General features: G+C 64.7%; 14 protein-coding genes. 5 read left to right on the forward strand and 9 right to left on the reverse strand.

From position 1 onward, the window contains the following. Positions 1–294 precede the first annotated feature (294 nt). Entirely contained in the window at positions 295–876 is a 582-nt protein-coding gene (locus AB4Y40_RS10880) for a pseudouridine synthase (protein WP_368687663.1), read from the reverse strand. Positions 877–1,282: 406 nt separating this feature from the next. On the opposite strand from AB4Y40_RS10880, the gene icd reads away from it, so the two are divergent. Next, positions 1,283–2,539 (forward strand): NADP-dependent isocitrate dehydrogenase, encoded by a 1,257-nt coding sequence (gene icd / locus AB4Y40_RS10885; RefSeq protein WP_368687664.1) that lies wholly within the window; start codon positions 1,283–1,285, stop codon positions 2,537–2,539. Positions 2,540–2,696: 157 nt separating this feature from the next. Here the strand turns inward: icd and AB4Y40_RS10890 are convergent, their stop codons facing one another. Next, on the reverse strand, positions 2,697–2,867 hold the full coding sequence (locus AB4Y40_RS10890; protein WP_368687665.1) for a hypothetical protein: 171 nt from the start codon (positions 2,865–2,867) through the stop codon (positions 2,697–2,699). 296 nt (positions 2,868–3,163) lie between these two features. Here AB4Y40_RS10890 and AB4Y40_RS10895 point away from each other — a divergent pair, with 296 nt between their 5' ends. Further along, positions 3,164–4,768 (forward strand): multicopper oxidase family protein, encoded by a 1,605-nt coding sequence (locus AB4Y40_RS10895; RefSeq protein ID WP_368687666.1) that lies wholly within the window; start codon positions 3,164–3,166, stop codon positions 4,766–4,768. A gap of 79 nt (positions 4,769–4,847) precedes the next feature. On the opposite strand, the gene cspD is transcribed toward AB4Y40_RS10895, so the two are convergent. Beyond that, complete coding sequence (gene cspD, locus AB4Y40_RS10900; RefSeq protein WP_017776809.1) at positions 4,848–5,054, reverse strand: cold shock domain-containing protein CspD; 207 nt, start codon at positions 5,052–5,054, stop codon at positions 4,848–4,850. A 585-nt stretch (positions 5,055–5,639) separates the two neighbouring features. Between cspD and clpS the strand changes: the two genes are divergently transcribed. From clpS to AB4Y40_RS10915, 3 genes are all read left to right on the forward strand, one after another. Next, a complete protein-coding gene (gene clpS / locus AB4Y40_RS10905) occupies positions 5,640–5,954 on the forward strand; it encodes an ATP-dependent Clp protease adapter ClpS (protein WP_028213389.1) in 315 nt (104 codons plus the stop codon). Further along, the gene (clpA, locus tag AB4Y40_RS10910; protein ID WP_069262762.1) at positions 5,951–8,242 is read left to right on the forward strand and encodes an ATP-dependent Clp protease ATP-binding subunit ClpA; all 2,292 of its coding nucleotides are present in this window, start codon (positions 5,951–5,953) and stop codon (positions 8,240–8,242) included. Before clpS ends, clpA begins: the two co-directional genes overlap by 4 nt. A 215-nt stretch (positions 8,243–8,457) precedes the next feature. Beyond that, positions 8,458–9,873: an amino acid permease gene (locus tag AB4Y40_RS10915; RefSeq protein ID WP_368687667.1), complete on the forward strand. Its 1,416-nt coding sequence runs from the start codon at positions 8,458–8,460 to the stop codon at positions 9,871–9,873. A gap of 55 nt (positions 9,874–9,928) precedes the next feature. Here AB4Y40_RS10915 and dut read toward each other — a convergent pair whose 3' ends face one another. The 6 genes from dut to AB4Y40_RS10945 form a co-directional block, all read right to left on the reverse strand. Continuing rightward, a complete protein-coding gene (dut, locus tag AB4Y40_RS10920; protein ID WP_368687668.1) occupies positions 9,929–10,375 on the reverse strand; it encodes a dUTP diphosphatase in 447 nt (148 codons plus the stop codon). Between the two features lie 32 nt (positions 10,376–10,407). Beyond that, on the reverse strand, positions 10,408–11,412 hold the full coding sequence (locus AB4Y40_RS10925; protein ID WP_368687669.1) for an LLM class flavin-dependent oxidoreductase: 1,005 nt from the start codon (positions 11,410–11,412) through the stop codon (positions 10,408–10,410). A gap of 67 nt (positions 11,413–11,479) precedes the next feature. Next, positions 11,480–12,709, reverse strand: a complete 1,230-nt coding sequence (coaBC, locus tag AB4Y40_RS10930) for a bifunctional phosphopantothenoylcysteine decarboxylase/phosphopantothenate--cysteine ligase CoaBC (protein WP_368687670.1) — start codon at positions 12,707–12,709, stop codon at positions 11,480–11,482. Between the two features lie 86 nt (positions 12,710–12,795). Beyond that, positions 12,796–13,311, reverse strand: a complete 516-nt coding sequence (lspA, locus tag AB4Y40_RS10935) for a signal peptidase II (RefSeq protein WP_368687671.1) — start codon at positions 13,309–13,311, stop codon at positions 12,796–12,798. Further along, the gene (gene ileS, locus AB4Y40_RS10940) at positions 13,311–16,160 is read right to left on the reverse strand and encodes an isoleucine--tRNA ligase (protein ID WP_368687672.1); all 2,850 of its coding nucleotides are present in this window, start codon (positions 16,158–16,160) and stop codon (positions 13,311–13,313) included. Before ileS ends, lspA begins: the two co-directional genes overlap by 1 nt. Positions 16,161–16,301: 141 nt before the next feature. Then, positions 16,302–17,297, reverse strand: a complete 996-nt coding sequence (locus AB4Y40_RS10945) for a bifunctional riboflavin kinase/FAD synthetase (RefSeq protein WP_368687673.1) — start codon at positions 17,295–17,297, stop codon at positions 16,302–16,304. Positions 17,298–17,318: the final 21 nt, after the last annotated feature.

Raw genomic sequence — 17,318 nt, forward strand, 5'->3', positions numbered from 1 at the left:
AGTCAGGTCGGTAAACGTGCCATCCACCTTTCGGTTGACAGCCGCTTTCGACAAATTCACGTGAATTTGATTTCTGCGTCTGCCAGCGGTCGGGACCGTACATTGCTGCGAGGACCCTGAAGGCTGAATGCCGGATAGCTTCTGGAGGCATCTGCGTCGAATAACGCATGGTCTCGCGAGACGGTTGACGCAAACTTTTGATTTGCTTCGTAACGAGACGCAACAGAAAGATGAGGGACGTGCCGCGTAATTCGAAAAAAAATGATCAGCACGCGAAAAGTGCTTGCACAACAATCACTTGTGTCTGTGAGACGTGTTTTGCCAGGGCGCATTGGTGGGCACGTCGATGCTTTCGCCGGGTGCCAGGCCAAGTGAAAAAATATCGAGCGCGCCGATCGCGACGCGTACGAGTCGCAACGTTGGATAGCCCACTGCCGCGGTCATGCGTCGCACTTGCCGGTTCTTGCCTTCGCTGATCGCAATCTCGACCCACGTGGTGGGGATCGACGCGCGATAACGAATCGGCGGATGACGCGGCCACAAATTTTCGGGCTCAACAATGATTCTTGTTCGACACGGCTGCGTCACGAAGTCACCGAGATCGAGGCCGCGTTCGAGCGCGGCAAGCGCTGCCGCATCAGGTTCGCCTTCCACTTGCGCCCAATAGCGCTTCACGAGCTTGCGTTTCGGTTCGGCGATGCGTGCTTGCAAGGCGCCGTCGTCGGTGAGGAGCAGGAGCCCTTCGCTATCGGAGTCGAGCCGGCCCGCGGGATAGACGCCCGGCACCTTCACCCAGTCCGCGAGAGACTGACGGGTTTCGTGCGGCGAAAACTGACAGATCGTGCCGAACGGTTTATTGAGGGCGATCAAGCGCATGACTGGGCGACGGGTACGAATGGATGACTGGCTGGCGCCGAGATCTTAATGCATATTACGTTTCGCTGATTTCTACGTCTTATATAAGACATAAGATACGAGCGGACCGGATCATCCCATAGTGGCGACGACAACCACGCGAGGACGCCGCGCGCGCCGTACGGACATGTTCGCCATGCCGCGCCGCAGCACCGCAAATGGCTTGCCTTGCGCCGGCGTTCGTGTGAAGGGCGCGGCACGCATGCGCGAGGCGTGGGCTAGAATAGCCGCCAGACCCTCACGCCGACGGGCTGTTCGCGCCGCCAGGCAAGCCGCCCGCTCTCGCCGGGCGAACAGGCTTCGCCGCCGCCGCGAGGCGCCGCGCGCCACACCCGCTACCACAGCCTTGCCCTTACTGGAGTCGATCATGCCGTATCAGCACATCGTGGTTCCGACCGGCGGTGAAAAGATCACCGTCAATCCGGACTTCTCGCTCAACGTCTCGGACCAGCCGATCATCCCGTACATCGAAGGCGACGGCACGGGCGTGGACATTACGCCGGTCATGCTGAAAGTGGTCGATGCGGCAGTCGAAAAGGCCTACGGCGGCAAGCGCAAGATTCACTGGATGGAAATCTACGCGGGCGAGAAGGCGACGCGGGTCTACGGTCCCGACGTGTGGCTGCCCGAAGAAACGCTCGACGTCGTGAAGGAATACGTGGTGTCGATCAAGGGGCCGCTCACGACGCCGGTGGGCGGCGGTATCCGCTCGCTCAACGTCGCGCTGCGCCAGCAGCTCGATCTGTACGTGTGCCTGCGCCCCGTGCAGTACTTCAAGGGCGTGCCCTCGCCGGTGCGCGCGCCGGAGAAGGTCAACATGGTCATCTTCCGCGAGAACTCGGAGGACATCTATGCGGGCATCGAATGGCCCGCGGAGTCCGAAGGCGCGAAGAAGCTCATCAGGTTCCTGCGCGAAGAGATGGGCGTGGCGAAGATCCGCTTCCCGGACAGTTCCGGCGTCGGCGTCAAGCCGGTGTCGCGCGAAGGCACGGAGCGTCTCGTGCGCAAGGCGATCCAGTATGCGATCGACAACGAGCGCCGCTCGGTCACGCTCGTGCACAAGGGCAACATCATGAAGTACACCGAAGGCGCGTTCCGCGACTACGGTTATGCGCTCGCGCAGAAGGAGTTCGCAGCGGAACTGATAGACGGCGGCCCGTGGATGAAGATCAAGAATCCGAAGACGGGCGGCGACATCGTGATCAAGGACGTGATCGCCGATGCCTTCCTGCAGCAGATCCTGCTGCGCCCTGCCGAATACGACGTGATCGCCACGCTGAACCTGAACGGCGATTACATTTCCGATGCGCTGGCGGCACAGGTGGGCGGCATCGGGATCGCACCGGGCGCGAATCTTTCGGACTCCGTGGCGATGTTCGAGGCGACTCACGGCACGGCCCCCAAGTATGCGGGCAAGGACTATGTGAATCCGGGCTCCGAAATTCTTTCGGCGGAAATGATGCTGCGTCATCTCGGCTGGTTCGAAGCGGCGAACCTCATCATCGCCTCGATGGAGAAGTCAATTCTGCAGAAGCGCGTGACCTATGACTTCGCGCGTTTGATGGAAGGGGCGACGCAGGTATCGTGCTCGGGCTTCGGGCAGGTGATGATCGAGAATATGTAGGCACAAGACGGCTCATCGCCGTCCTGGTGGAAAAAAACGGCAGATCGCAAGATCTGCCGGCTTTTTTTTTATCCGGCTCGCCGTCAATCCGTCACGATTGGGCGGTCGATCCGACTTCGCTCACCCCGTGCGCTATCATGGCAGCGGTCAATCGAATTCATCCGCAGCTTCGTTCAACGTGCCAGTCGTCTATCGCTTCTTTCTCGTCTGCCTGCTCGCGCTGCTTTCCATGCGCGGCGCGATGGCGTGCGAGCACGCGCAGCACGCTGCACTCACGCCGCACGTTGTCGTCGCCGCCGGCGGTCGTTGCGCCGGGACGAGCACTCATGGTCAGGGTTCGCATTCCCCTTGCGGCACGAGTTGCTGCGTCGCGGGCTGCTGCGCGCATTGCAGCGTGCCTTCCGTGGTGACCGCATTCGATGTGCAAACCGGCGCTCGTTCCGCGCTTACCGTGCTTTCCGCAGCCTTGCGCGCCGGCATTACGCACGCGCCTCCTTTGCCTCCTCCAATCGCCTGAACAGTTGCGCTCGCGCTTTGCGCGAGCGCAACGAATTCCGCGCGCACGGCGTGCGTGTTGTCGCGCGCCGCGTGCCCAGGCATGAACGAGGTATGAGGATTTCATCGATGAAACGAAGAGCATTTCTATCCGGCGCGTTGGGCGCCGCCACCGCGACCCTGTTCGCGCGCCATGCATTCGCACAGAACGCGGGCGATGCGATGCACGGCATGCACGGCATGACGGACATGCCGGCGATGTCGGGCGGCACGATGCACGCGCAAGGGCCGCTTGCGCCCGCCGATGCGTTACCCGCCGGCGCGCCGCTTGCCGCGCTACGCACGCTCGCCAATCAGAGCCGCGAGCCAGGCCAGTTTCGCGCGACTCTCGTCGCGCAACCCGCTGCGCGGGCGCTGCTGCCCGGAAAGCAGCAAACCGTCTTCTGGCAATACGATGCTCTCTCAGCGGCCGAAAACGATGGCCCGGTCATCGGCCCGATGATCGACGTACGCGAGGGCGACACCGTCGAAATCACCTTCGTGAACCGGCTGCCCCAGCCGTCGACGATTCACTGGCACGGCCTGCCCGTGCCGCCCGATCAGGACGGCAATCCATCGAAACCCGTCGCGCCTGGCGCGCAGCATGTTTATCGCTTCACGCTGCCGCCGGGGAGCGCGGGCACCTACTGGTATCACCCGCATCCGCACATGCTGAGTTCGGAGCAGGTGTTCCGAGGGCTGGCGGGGCCCTTCGTCGTGCGTGCCGCCGATGATCCGCTCGCGGCGTGGCCCGAGCGGCATCTGTTCGTGTCCGACCTGAAGCTCGCGGCGGACGGCACGATTCCCGCGAACGGCATGATGGACTGGATGAACGGCCGCGAAGGTCAGTACGTGCTCGTCAACGGCGCGCGTCAGCCTCACATCGAGGTCGTGCGCGATGAGCGCTGGCGCGTCTGGAATGGCTGTAACGCGCGCTATCTGCAACTCGCCTTCGACGACGGCCGCGCGTTCACGCAGGTGGGCACCGACGGCGGGCTGCTGGGCGCGCCGCGCGAGGGCGTGACCTCGCTGTTGCTCGCGCCGGGCGAACGCGTGGAGCTGATCGTGCGCGTGGGGCAGGGCGCCTCGCGTGCGTCGCTGATTGCCGCGCAATACGACCGTCGCAAGATGGCGATGACGCACGGCAGCTTGCCTGCTGGGCCATCGCTGATCCTCGCGAGGGTTGGCTTCGCACCGGCAGGCGCGACACAAACGGCGCTGCCGGCGCGCCTGCGCGAGATTGCGCCGCTCATTTCTTCAGGTTCCCTAACGGTCCCGAAACAGAGCGTGCTGTTCAGCGAGGCGATGGACATGAAAGCGATGCACGCACCGGGCGCGTCCGCGCAGCCCATGCCGCGCGGCATGCAGTTCATGGTGAACGGAGCGGTATTCGATCCGGCGCGCGTGACGCTGACGAGCCGGCGCGGCGAAGTCGAGCACTGGACGATTGCAAACGGCACGGACATGGATCATCCGTTTCATCTGCACGGTACGCAATTTCAGGTGCTGGCGCGCGGACGCGGCGGTGTGCGCAAGGAGGAGGATCTGCTGGCTTGGCGCGACACAGTGAACGTGCGGCCCGGTGAAACGGTGCACATCGCCACCGTCCAGCACGAGGCGGGCGATCGCATGTTTCATTGCCATATCCTCGAGCACGAGGATCTCGGCATGATGGGTACGTTGCACGTGAGCTAGCACGCGAACGTTAAAAAACCATTACACCAAAAAGAAACCCGGCCGAAGCCGGGTTTCCAAGGTACGGGTACCGAACAGATCAGGCTGCTGCCTGAATGTTCGATGCCTGTTTACCCTTCGGGCCTTGCACGACCTCGAAGCTCACCTTCTGCCCTTCTTTGAGGGTCTTGAAGCCATTCATTTGAATAGCCGAAAAGTGAGCGAACAGGTCCTCACCGCCTTCATCCGGCGTAATGAACCCGAAACCCTTCGCGTCGTTGAACCACTTGACCGTACCGGTTGCCATACCAACTTCCCCTGTAACTCATGTCACTACCACGAGCAGTTCGAAAAGCTAAACGATCGCGGTGCGATCGCCCCCTCCTCACAAGCTCACCAACGGCATTTTTTCGAATTAAAGGCGGTTGAAAAAAGTGCCAGCTTGATTGTTGAGGGTCTTTAATCTGCTGTCAAGAATATTTTGAGACGCTCCTTGACACGTTGTAAAGAGCGCATTTCCAGGGTTTTTCCTGCTTTTCGCCGACGCTGGGCACCGGTGCATAAAGCAGGTGCAGGAGAGCGTCTTGAAAAATCGCGCAGGTGACTCATATGCGATGCACCGCACCATGGAATCTGACACTGAGCGTGCGGGCGCCTACAGTCGCTTCCCACGGCAACGTCAAGGTTGTGCGATACTCGATTCAACGGTGGCGTGAAAGCTGCTGAGAGCAGGATTGTGTACCGGCCCCGCAGCCGGTCCAAGGGATCGGGGCCGGGCCAGGGCGCATGAATTGCTTGCAGCGGGTCGCAGGTCGGGAGCGCCGGGTTCACCGGCCGGCCGGTCAGGTTACGGCAGGATTGCGGGCCTGTCCGAGTTGTTTAGAATGGGTGTATGGCGATTATCCCGGACAAGCAGGATTCAACCGTACTGGAGCGGCAGGAGCAAAAGGTCAAACCGCCCTCCATGTACAAGGTCGTGCTAATGAATGATGACTACACGCCGATGGAATTCGTCGTGATGGTCGTGCAGGAATATTTCAATAAGGACCGCGAGACCGCAACGCAGATCATGTTGAAGGTCCATCGCGAGGGCAGGGGTGTTTGTGGGGTCTATACGCGGGACATCGCGTCGACCAAGGTTGAGCAAGTCGTTACCCACGCACGGCAGGCCGGGCATCCGCTGCAGTGTGTGATGGAGGAAGCATGATTGCCCAGGAACTGGAAGTCAGCCTGCACATGGCGTTCATGGAAGCACGTCAGGCGCGGCACGAGTTCATAACGGTCGAGCATCTGCTGCTGGCGCTGTTGGACAATCCAACAGCGGCGGAAGTGCTGCGCGCGTGTGCCGCCAATATCGAAGACCTGCGACAGAACCTGCGCAACTTCATTCACGACAATACCCCTACGGTTCCCGGCACGGATGACGTCGATACGCAGCCGACGCTCGGGTTCCAGCGCGTGATCCAGCGCGCGATCATGCACGTTCAGTCCACTTCCAACGGCAAGAAGGAAGTGACGGGCGCGAACGTACTGGTCGCCATCTTCGGCGAGAAGGACTCGCACGCGGTGTACTACCTGCAGCAGCAGGGCGTCACGCGTCTGGATGTCGTGAATTTCATTTCGCACGGTATCGCGAAGACGGGCAGCGGCGAAGCCGCCAAGGCCAGCGACGCGAATGCCGAAGCCGAAGACGCCGCCGGCCAGAAGGAAACCCCGCTCGCCCAGTTCACGCAGAACCTGAACCAGATGGCGAAGGACGGCCGGATCGATCCGCTCATCGGTCGCGAACTGGAAGTGGAGCGCGTGGTGCAGGTGCTGTGCCGCCGCCGCAAGAACAATCCGCTGCTCGTCGGTGAGGCCGGTGTCGGCAAAACCGCGATCGCGGAAGGGCTCGCCTGGCGCATCACGCGCGGCGAAGTCCCGGACATTCTCGCGGATGCCCAGGTCTACTCGCTCGACATGGGCGCGCTGCTGGCGGGCACGAAATATCGCGGCGACTTCGAGCAACGCCTCAAAACGGTGCTGAAAGAACTGAAAGAGCGTCCGCACGCCATTCTGTTCATCGACGAAATTCATACGCTGATCGGCGCGGGCGCCGCGTCGGGCGGCACGCTCGATGCGTCGAACCTGCTCAAGCCGGCGCTCTCGTCGGGCACGCTCAAGTGCATCGGCGCGACGACGTTCACGGAATACCGCGGCATCTTCGAGAAGGACGCGGCGCTGTCGCGGCGCTTCCAGAAGGTCGACGTGGTCGAGCCGACCGTCGAGCAAACCGTGGCGATCCTGCGCGGTCTGAAGTCGCGCTTCGAAGAGCACCACGGCGTGAAGTATTCGTCGGGCGCGCTGAACGCGGCCGCTGAACTGTCGGCGCGCTTCATCACCGACCGTCACTTGCCCGACAAGGCAATCGACGTGATCGACGAAGCGGGCGCGGCCCAGCGCATCCTGCCGAAGTCGAAGCAGAAGAAGACCATCGGCAAGAGCGAGATCGAGGAAATCATCTCGAAGATCGCGCGCGTGCCGGCGCAAAGCGTGTCGCAGGACGATCGCAGCAAGCTGCAGACGCTCGACCGCGATCTCAAGGCCGTGGTGTTCGGCCAGGATCCGGCCATCGACGCGCTCTCGGCTTCGATCAAGATGGCGCGCGCGGGGCTCGGCAAGACGGACAAGCCGATCGGTTCGTTCCTGTTCTCGGGCCCGACCGGCGTCGGCAAGACCGAAGTGGCGCGCCAGCTCGCGTTCACGCTCGGCATCGAGCTGATCCGCTTCGACATGTCCGAGTACATGGAGCGCCATGCGGTGAGCCGTCTGATCGGCGCGCCGCCGGGCTATGTCGGGTTCGACCAGGGCGGTCTGCTCACCGAAGCCGTCACGAAGAAGCCGCACTGCGTGCTGCTGCTCGACGAAATCGAGAAGGCGCACCCGGACATCTTCAACGTGCTGCTGCAGGTGATGGACCACGGCACGCTGACCGACAACAACGGCCGCAAGGCGGATTTCCGCAACGTCATCATCATCATGACGACGAACGCAGGCGCCGAGGCGATGAACAAGTCGACGATCGGCTTCACGACCCGGCGCGAGCAGGGCGACGAGCTGGCCGATATCAAGCGCCTGTTCACGCCCGAGTTCCGCAACCGGCTCGATCAGACGATCAGCTTCCGTGCGCTCGATGAGGAAATCATCATGCGCGTGGTCGACAAGTTCCTCATGCAACTGGAAGACCAGCTGCACGAGAAGAAGGTCGACGCGGTCTTCACCGACGCGCTGCGCAAGCATCTGGCCAAGCACGGCTTCGACCCGCTCATGGGCGCGCGGCCGATGCAGCGCCTGATCCAGGACACGATCCGCCGTGCGCTCGCCGACGAACTGCTGTTCGGCAAGCTCATGAACGGCGGCCGCGTGACCGTGGACGTGGACGCGGAAGACAAGGTCCAGCTGACGTTCGACGAGCAGCCGGCGCCGCGCAATCCGGAAGCGGTGGAAGTGGAGTAAGCGACACCGCACACGGCTTCAAGGCAAGACGGCGCAGTCCGAAAGGACTGCGCCGTTTTCTTTTGTGCTGTGGCAGGTCTAGGCGTTGCGGCGTGACGCGCGGGCGCGCCAGCCGGCTGCCGGCAATCAGCCGGTAAAATGCGCGTTTGTCCCGCCAGGGCGTTTATTTGATGCGCAGCGCTCAGTAGCGTCTCGCGCGAAGCAGGGGTGTAACAGTGGTACCACGTAAATCGGGCGCGTTCGAAGCCATCGTCGAGCGCGAACAAGGGCTGCGCCAGGGTTTGTCCGCTGGGCAGATGACGATGATCGCCATAGGCGGCGCAGTTGGCACGGGGCTCTTTCTCGGCAGCGGCTTCGCGATCTCGTTCGCCGGACCTGGCGTGCTCATTTCCTACGCGATCGGCGCGCTGATCGCCTTGCTGCTGATGGGCGCGCTTGCCGAGATGACCGTCGCGCATCCCGTATCGGGCTCGTTCGGCGCGTATGCCGAGCACTACATCGGGCCGCTCGCCGGGTTCGTCGTGCGCTATGCGTACTGGTCGGCGTATGTGCTGGCGGTGGGCACCGAGGTCGCGGCAATCGCCGTCTACATGAAATTCTGGTTCCCCCACGTGCCGGGGCTCTACTGGATCGTCGGATTTTCAGCAGCGTTGATCGTTGTGAACGCAATGAGTGTGCGCGCGTACGGCACCATCGAATATCTGTTTTCGAGCCTCAAGATCGCGGCCATCGTCGCGTTCATCGTGCTGGGTGCATGGTTCGTGTGGCGCGCGCCGGCCGGGTCCGGCGTGGGCTTCGCGAACTACACGTCGCACGGCGGCTTGCTGCCGCGAGGCTGGTGGGGCGTGTGGGTGGGGACGATCGTCTCGCTCTTCAGCTACCTGGGCGTGGAGACGATCGCCGTGGCGGCTGCCGAGGCGCAGGACCCGCAACGCGCCGTCACGCGCGCGTTTCGCGCAACCGTGCTGCGCCTCGTGCTGTTCTATCTGCTCACGCTTGCGCTCATGCTCGCCATCGTGCCGTGGACCCAGGCGGGTGGCAACGAGAGCCCGTTCGTGAAGGTCATGGCCGCAACCGGCGTGCCATACGCTGCGGGTGCGATCAACTTCATCGTGCTCGTGGCGGCGCTCTCGGCCATGAACAGCCAGCTCTACATCACCACGCGCATGATGTTCAGCCTTTCCCGCGCGGGTTACGCGCCGGCGACGTTCGGGCGCCTCACGCGTCACGGCGTGCCGACGGCCGCGCTTTCGCTGTCCACCATCGGCATTGCGGTGGCGGCCGTGCTCAACGCGCTCTGGCCGCAGGCAGCGTTCACGCTGATGATGTCGATCGCCATGTTCGGCGCGATGTTCACGTGGTTCATGATCTTCGTCACGCAGATCTTTTTCCGCGTGCGCCAGGCGCGCGAAGGCGGCGCGCCGCTCGCGTTCCGCATGTGGGGCTTTCCGTTTACGAGCGTGCTGGGCGCGCTGCTAATGCTCGGCATTCTGGCTGGCACGGCCTTCACGCGCGAATTCCGCATGACGCTGGCCTACGGCCTCGCGTTTCTCGCGGTGCTCGTGGTGGTGTACGCGCTCTGGTACCGCCGGCGTCCCGGCGCGGCGCAGCGAACCGAAGCCTCCGTCTAAACGCAAAAAAAGCACGCCAAGGCGTGCTTTTTTGTTGTCGGCGCAACCGCCTGCGTCAGTGCTTGCCCGTGCTGCCGAAGCCGCCCGCGCCGCGCTCGCTCGCCTCGAAGTCGTCGACGATGTTGAACTGCGCCTGCACGACCGGCACGATCACGAGCTGCGCGAGGCGCTCCAGCGGGTTGAGCGTGAAGGTGGTGTGGCCGCGGTTCCAGGTCGAAATCATCAGTTCGCCCTGGTAGTCCGAGTCGATCAGGCCGACCAGATTGCCGAGCACGATGCCGTGCTTGTGGCCGAGGCCCGAGCGCGGCAGGATCAGCGCCGCGTAGCCCGGGTCGGCCACGTGGATGGCGAGGCCCGTCGGCACGAGCTTCGTTTCGCCCGGTTCGAGCGTGACCGGCGCGTCGAGGCACGCGCGCAGGTCGAGGCCGGCGCTGCCCGGCGTGGCGTAGTGGGGCAGCTGGTCGCGCATGCGCTCGTTCAGGATCTTGATGTCGATTTTCATGAAGTCAGGGTGAGTGGGCGGTGGTGGATCGCTCAGGCGCGAGGCAGCTGGAACGCCTCGGCGAGCAGTTCATAAGAGCGCAGACGAGCCTTGTAGCTGCCCGCAACGGTCAGCACGATCAGTTCGTCGGCGCGAAAGTTGTCCTTGATGGCGAGAAGGCGCTCGGTGACGCTCTCGGGCGTGCCGATGACGCTGCGCGGCTTCTCGCGGTCGATCACGATCTGCTCGCGCTCGCCATACTCCTGCGCGCGTCCTTGTTCGAGGCTCGGGATCGGCGCGTTCAGGCCGTAGGCCATCTGCACGCGGCGCAGGTCGACGGCCTTTTCGAGGTCGGCGGCCTCGGCTTCGGTGTCGGCGCAGATCGCGAACACGGCGCAGGCGAGATACGGCTTCGCTTCGTGGCCCGGCTTGAAGCGGTCGAGATAGGCCTCGGCCACCAGATGCCCGAAGTGCGCGTTGATGAAGTGCGCGAACGAGAAGCGCAGCCCGAGCTGCGCGGCGAGGTTGCCGCCGAAGTCGCTCGAACCGAGCACCCAGAGCTGCGGGCGCGTCTGGATCTGCGGCTGCAGCACGACGCCGCTCGCGAGATGATCGGCGGGGAGCGTGCCGTCCATCAGGCCGACGAGATCCTGCACCTGCTGCGCGAACAGGTCGCCGCGGTTGTACGTGCCCGCGGCCACGGCCTGCGCCGTGCGCATGTCGCCGCCCGGCGCGCGCCCGACACCGAGATCGATGCGCCCCGGAAAGAGCGCTTCCAGCATCATGAACTGCTCGGCGACCTTGAAGGGGCTGTAATAGGGCAGCATGATGCCGCCCGAGCCGATGCGGATGCGCTTCGTGACGCTGCCGAGGCGCGCGAGCAAGACTTCTGGGCACGGGTTGCACACGCCCAGCAGGCCGTGATGCTCGGCGCACCAGTAGCGCGTATAGCCGAGGTCGTCGGCGAGCTGTGCAAGCTCGATGGTGGCGGCGATGGCGTCCGCCGCGCTGTGCCCGGCGATGACGGGCGACTGGTCGAGTACCGAAAGCAGTGTCATGGCAGTACTGCTCCTTGCCTGGGTTCGCGGCGCCCAACGCCGGCACACGGATGCGCCGGCGCGCGCGTCACGAGATGATGCTCGGGTCCGGCAGACGCCGCGCGATTTCGGCGACGAGCGTCTGCGCGAGCGCCTGCTTGGCCGCGCGCGGCAGCGGCTTGCGGCCGCCCGCCTCGAACAGCACGACTTCATTGTCGTCCTGACCGAAGGTGAGCGGGCCGAGATTGCCGATCAGCAGCGGCACCTTCTTGCGCGCACGCTTTTCTTCGCCGTGCACGTCGAGGTCGCCGCTTTCGGCGGCGAAGCCCACACAGTACGGCGGATTCGGCAAGGCCGCGACCGAGGCGAGAATATCCGGGTTCTCGACGAACGTGAACGTCGGCATGCGGTGCTCGGCCGTCTTCTTGATCTTGTGCTCGGCGACATGATCGACGCGCCAGTCGGCCACTGCCGCCACGCCGATGAAGACATCGGCGTCGATCGCGGCGCGCATGACCGCGTCGTACATCTGCTGGGCGGTCTGCACGTCTTCGCGATACACGCCCCACGGCGTTGCCAGCGCGACCGGGCCCGCGACCAGATGCACCTCGGCGCCCGCCTGCTGCGCGGCGCGTGCGAGCGCGAAACCCATCTTGCCGCTCGAGCGGTTGGTGATGCCGCGCACGGGATCGAGCGGCTCGAAGGTCGGGCCGGCGGTGATCAGGAGCTTGCGGCCCGCGAGCACCTTCGGCGCGAAGAACGACACGATCGCCTCATACACGGCCTCGGGTTCGAGCATGCGCCCGTCGCCGATCTCGCCGCACGCCTGCGGGCCGGAATCGGGGCCGAGCGTTTCGATGCCGTCCGCGCGCAGTTGCGCGACGTTGCGCTGCGTGGCCGGGTTTTGCCACATCTGCCGGTTCATCGCGGGCACGACCAGCAGCGGACAGTCGCGCGCCACGCACAGCGTGGAGAGCAGGTCGTCGGCGAAACCGTGGGCGAGTTTGGCGAGGAAGTCGGTCGAGGCGGGCGCGATGACGATGGCGTCGGCCTCGCGAGAGAGATCGATGTGCGCCATGTTGTTGGGCACGCGGCCGTCCCACTGGCTCGTGTAGACGGGGCGGCCCGAGAGCGCCTGCATGGTGACCGGCGTGATGAACTGCGTGGCCGCCTCGGTCATCACGACCTGCACGGTCGCGCCGGCCTTGGTCAGCAGGCGCGTGAGCTCGGCGATCTTGTAGCAGGCAATGCCGCCCGTCATGCCGAGCACGAGGTGGCGGCCGGCCAGTTCGCCTGGGTTTGCAGCGGACGTGTTCAAGTCACAGCTCCTATGTCGACCAGAGCTGGCGCGTTAGCGCCTGACTCGGGTCCCATGTCACGAAGTTGCGTGGGCAGCCCGCACGCTCAGCGCGCGCCGCGCACGCGCCGCAGTTCGTCGAACACCAGCAGCGCCGCGCCGATGCAGATCGCGCTATCGGCGAGGTTGAACGCCGGCCAGTGCCAGCCGCCCACGTGGAAATCGAGAAAGTCGATCACGTGGCCGTACAGCAGGCGGTCGATCACGTTGCCGAGCGCGCCGCCCATGATGAGCGCGAGCGCCGTGCAGAAGAGCTTCTGCGTGGCGTGGCGCTTGAGCAGATAGCAGATCACGAGCGCCGCCACCACGCCGAGCGCCGTGAACGCCCAGCGCTGCCAGCCGCCAGCGGCCGACAGGAAGCTGAATGCCGCGCCCTTGTTGTAAACCAGCACGAGGTTGAAGAACGGCGTGATCGCGCGGCCTTCGCCGTAGCTGAACACCTTGTTGATGGCGATTTTCGTGAGCTGGTCGGCGAGGATCACGATCACCGCGACCCCCAGCCACGGCGCGAGCGTGCCGCCCGCGCCATTCGACCTGGACTGCTTCGGCAGGGTTTTCGCCATTATGCCGCGCTCCGTTTTTCACCGTCGCCGAACAGATTCGCCACGCAGCGGCCGCACAGGCCCGGATGCTCCGCGTTCGCGCCCACGTCCTCGCGGTAGTGCCAGCAGCGCTCGCACTTGAGGTACTTCGAGGTGACCACTTCCACGCCTTCTTCGGCTTCGCCGTCGACCTTCACGATTTCCGCCGCCGAGGTGATCAGCACGAATTTCAGGTCGTCGCCGAGCGAGGCGAGCGCGTCGTAGCGCGCGCCGCTCGCGAGAATGCGCACTTCGGCCTGCAGCGACGAGCCGATCTGGTTCGCCACCCGCGCCTCTTCGAGTGCCTTCGTCACGTTGCCGCGCACTTCGCGCAGCAGCGTCCACTTGGCGATCAGCTCCGGCGCGCCTTCGACGTCCGGGAAGGCGTGGAAGGTTTCGGTGAAGATGGTTTCGCTTTGCGGCTGGAACACCTTCCAGGCTTCTTCGGCCGTGAACGACAGGAACGGCGCGAGGATGCGCAGCAGGCTGTGCGTGATGTGATGCAGCGCCGTTTGCGCGCCGCGGCGGGCCTTCGAGTCCGCTGCGCTCGTGTAGAGGCGGTCCTTCAGCACGTCGAGGTAGAAGCCGCCCAGGTCTTCCGAGCAGAACGTCTGGAGCTTGGCCACGACCGGGTGGAACTCGTAGCGGTCGTAGTGGGCGAGCACGTCGTTTTGCAGTGTGTGCGTGAGCGCGACGGCATAGCGGTCGATCTCGAGCCAGTCGCTCGCGGGCAGCGCGTGCTTCTCGAAGTCGAAGTCCGAGAGGTTCGAGAGCAGGAAGCGCAGCGTGTTGCGGATACGGCGATAGCCTTCCGTCACGCGCTTGAGAATTTCTTCCGAGATGGCCAGCTCGCCCGAGTAGTCGGTCGAGGCGATCCACAGACGGATGATTTCCGCGCCCAGGCGGTTCGCCACTTCATGCGGATCGACACCGTTGCCGAGCGACTTCGACATCTTGCGGCCTTCGCCGTCGACGGTGAAGCCGTGCGTGAGCAGCGCGTTGTAGGGCGGGCGGCCGTCGAGCATCGACGCCGTGAGCAGCGACGAGTGGAACCAGCCGCGGTGCTGGTCCGAGCCTTCCAGGTAGAGGTCGGCCGGGAACTGCAGTTCGTCCTTGTGCGAGCCGCGCAGCACGTGCCAGTGCGTCGTGCCCGAGTCGAACCACACGTCGAGCGTGTCGCGGTTCTTCTCGTACAGGTTGGCGTCGTCGCCGATCAGCTCGCGCGGGTCGAGCGTCTGCCACGCTTCGATGCCTTCCTTCTCCACGCGCTGCGCCACCTGCTCGAGCAGCTCCAGCGTGCGCGGATGCAGCTCGCCGGTTTCCTTGTGCACGAAGAACGCCATCGGCACGCCCCATTGGCGCTGGCGCGAGAGCGTCCAGTCCGGGCGGTTGGCGATCATCGAATAGAGGCGCTGCTTGCCCCACGAGGGGTAGAACGCCGTCGCCTCGATGCCTTCGAGCGCCGTTTCGCGCAGCGTCTTGCCGCCGTCCGCAGGCAGAACGTCCATGCCCGCGAACCACTGCGAGGTCGCGCGGTAGATGATCGGCGTCTTGTGGCGCCAGCAGTGCATGTAGCTGTGCAGGTACTTCTCGCTGCGCAGGAGCGTGCCGGCGGCGTCGAGTGCGTCGACGATCTTCGGGTTCGCCGCCCAGATCGAGAGGCCGCCGAACAGCGGCAGCGATTCGATGTAGCGGCCATCGCCCATCACCGGGCTGATGATGTCCGAGTCGGCCATGCCGTGCGCCTTGCACGACACGAAGTCTTCCACGCCGTAGGCGGGCGCGGAGTGCACGATGCCCGTGCCGGTGTCGGTCGTGACGTAGTCGCCGAGATAGATCGGCGAGGTGCGCTTGTAGCCCGGGTGCGCCGAGGCGAGCGGGTGATTGAAGCGCAGCAGCGAGAGCTTCTCGCCCTTCGTCGTGGCGACGATCTTGCCTTCGAGGCCGAACTCCTTCATGCACGCTTCCACGCGCTCGACGGCGAGGATCAGCAGGCCGCGTTGCGTGTCCACGAGCGCGTAGTCGATCTCCGGATGCACGTTCAGCGCCTGGTTCGACGGAATCGTCCAGGGCGTGGTGGTCCAGATCACGATGCCGCCTTCCTCGCGCGGCAGCGCGGGCAGGCCGAACGCGGCCGCCGTTTCGGCCGGTTGCGCGAACGTGAACAGCACGTCGATGGTCGGGTCGGTCTTGTCCTTGTACTCGACTTCGGCTTCGGCGAGCGCCGAGCCGCAGTCGAAGCACCAGTTCACGGGCTTGAGGCCCCGGAACACATAGCCCTTCTCGATGATCTTCGCGAGGGCGCGGATCTCGCCGGCCTCGTTCGCGAAGTTCATCGTCTTGTACGGGTTGTTCCAGTCGCCGAGCACGCCCAGGCGCTTGAAGCCCTTCTTTTGCGTCTCGATCTGGCCGGCCGCGTACTCGCGCGCCTTCTGCATCACTTCCTGGGCGGGCAGCGACTTGCCGAACTGCTTCTCGATCTGGATTTCGATCGGCATGCCGTGGCAGTCCCAGCCCGGCACGTAGACCGCGTCGAAGCCCGCGAGATTGCGCGCCTTGACGATCATGTCCTTGAGGATCTTGTTCACCGCGTGGCCGAGGTGGATGTCGCCGTTCGCATACGGCGGGCCGTCGTGCAGGATGAACTTCTTGCGGCCCTTCGAAGCCGCGCGGATCTTCTCGTAGACCTGGTTCTCTTCCCATTCCTTGACCCATTGCGGCTCGCGCTTCGGCAGGTCGCCGCGCATCGGGAACGGAGTGTCGAGCAGGTTGACGGGGTATTTGGATTCGGTCTTCTGTGGCTTGCCGGAGGATGCTTTCTTGTCGCTCATGGTGAGATCACGTGGAATTCGGGGGATGCATGGCGTCAGCGTTGCGGCCGATGCCGCGCAACCGTCGCCTCGGGCGCTGCATGCCGTGCTGTGTGCACGCGGCGCCTGGGGGCGGGGCAGCCCGCGCACGCGGGCCGCGGGTCACCTAATTCGGTCGGTGGCCGAGGTGGCGAAGCCGGTGGAGGCGCCGCCGGCCACGTCTGCGCCCGCGGCGGCGAACCACGCGCGCGTGTTCGCCACGTCGCGAGCGATCGCGGCGGTAAGCGTTTCGAGGTCGGGAAACTTCTCCTCGTCACGCAGCTTCTTGAGAAACTCGACGCGCACGAGCTTGCCGTAGGCGTCGCCGTGCCAGTCGAGCAGATGCACCTCGAGCAGCACGCGGCCCGAGTCGTCCACGGTCGGGCGCAGGCCGAGGCTCGCGACGCCCGGCAGCGGATGGTCGGCAATGCCATGCACCATCACGACGAAAATACCCTTGAGCGCCGGCCGCTTGTGGCCGATCAGCAGGTTCATCGTGGGGAAGCCCAGGTCGCGCCCGAGTTTCAGGCCGTGCGTGACGTGCGCGCTGATGTGATAGCCGCGGCCCAGCGAGGCGCGCGCGGCGTCGAGGTCGCCCGCGTGCAGTTGCGCACGCACGGCGGAGCTGGAAATGCGCACGCCCGAAGGGTCGGCCACGGTCGCCATCTGCTCGACTTCGAAGCCGTGCTGCGCGCCCGCGGCCTGCAGCGAAGTGAAGTCGCCCGCGCGCTTTGCGCCATAGCGGAAGTCGTCGCCGATCATCATCCAGCGCGCGTGCAGCCCGCCCACGATGATGCGCTCGACGAACGCCTCGGGCGACTGGCTCGCGAACGTGTGATTGAAATGCTCGACCACCACGCGGTCCACGCCGTTTTCGCGCAGCGCCTCGAGCTTGTCGCGCAGCATGGCGATGCGCGGCGGGGCGCTGGCCGGGTTGAAGAACTCGCGCGGATGCGGCTCGAAGGTCATCACGCAGACGGGCAGGCCGCGCGCGTCGGCTGCCGCGCGCACGCGCGCGAGCAATGCCTGATGCCCGCGGTGGACACCGTCGAAATTGCCGATGGTCAGCGCGCAGGGCGCGCGGCTTTCGGCATTGGGAAGACCGCGGAAGACTCTCACGATAGCGGAACCTGGTGGAAC

Source organism: Paraburkholderia sp. EG287B (genome assembly GCF_040965595.1).
Taxonomy (GTDB): domain Bacteria; phylum Pseudomonadota; class Gammaproteobacteria; order Burkholderiales; family Burkholderiaceae; genus Paraburkholderia.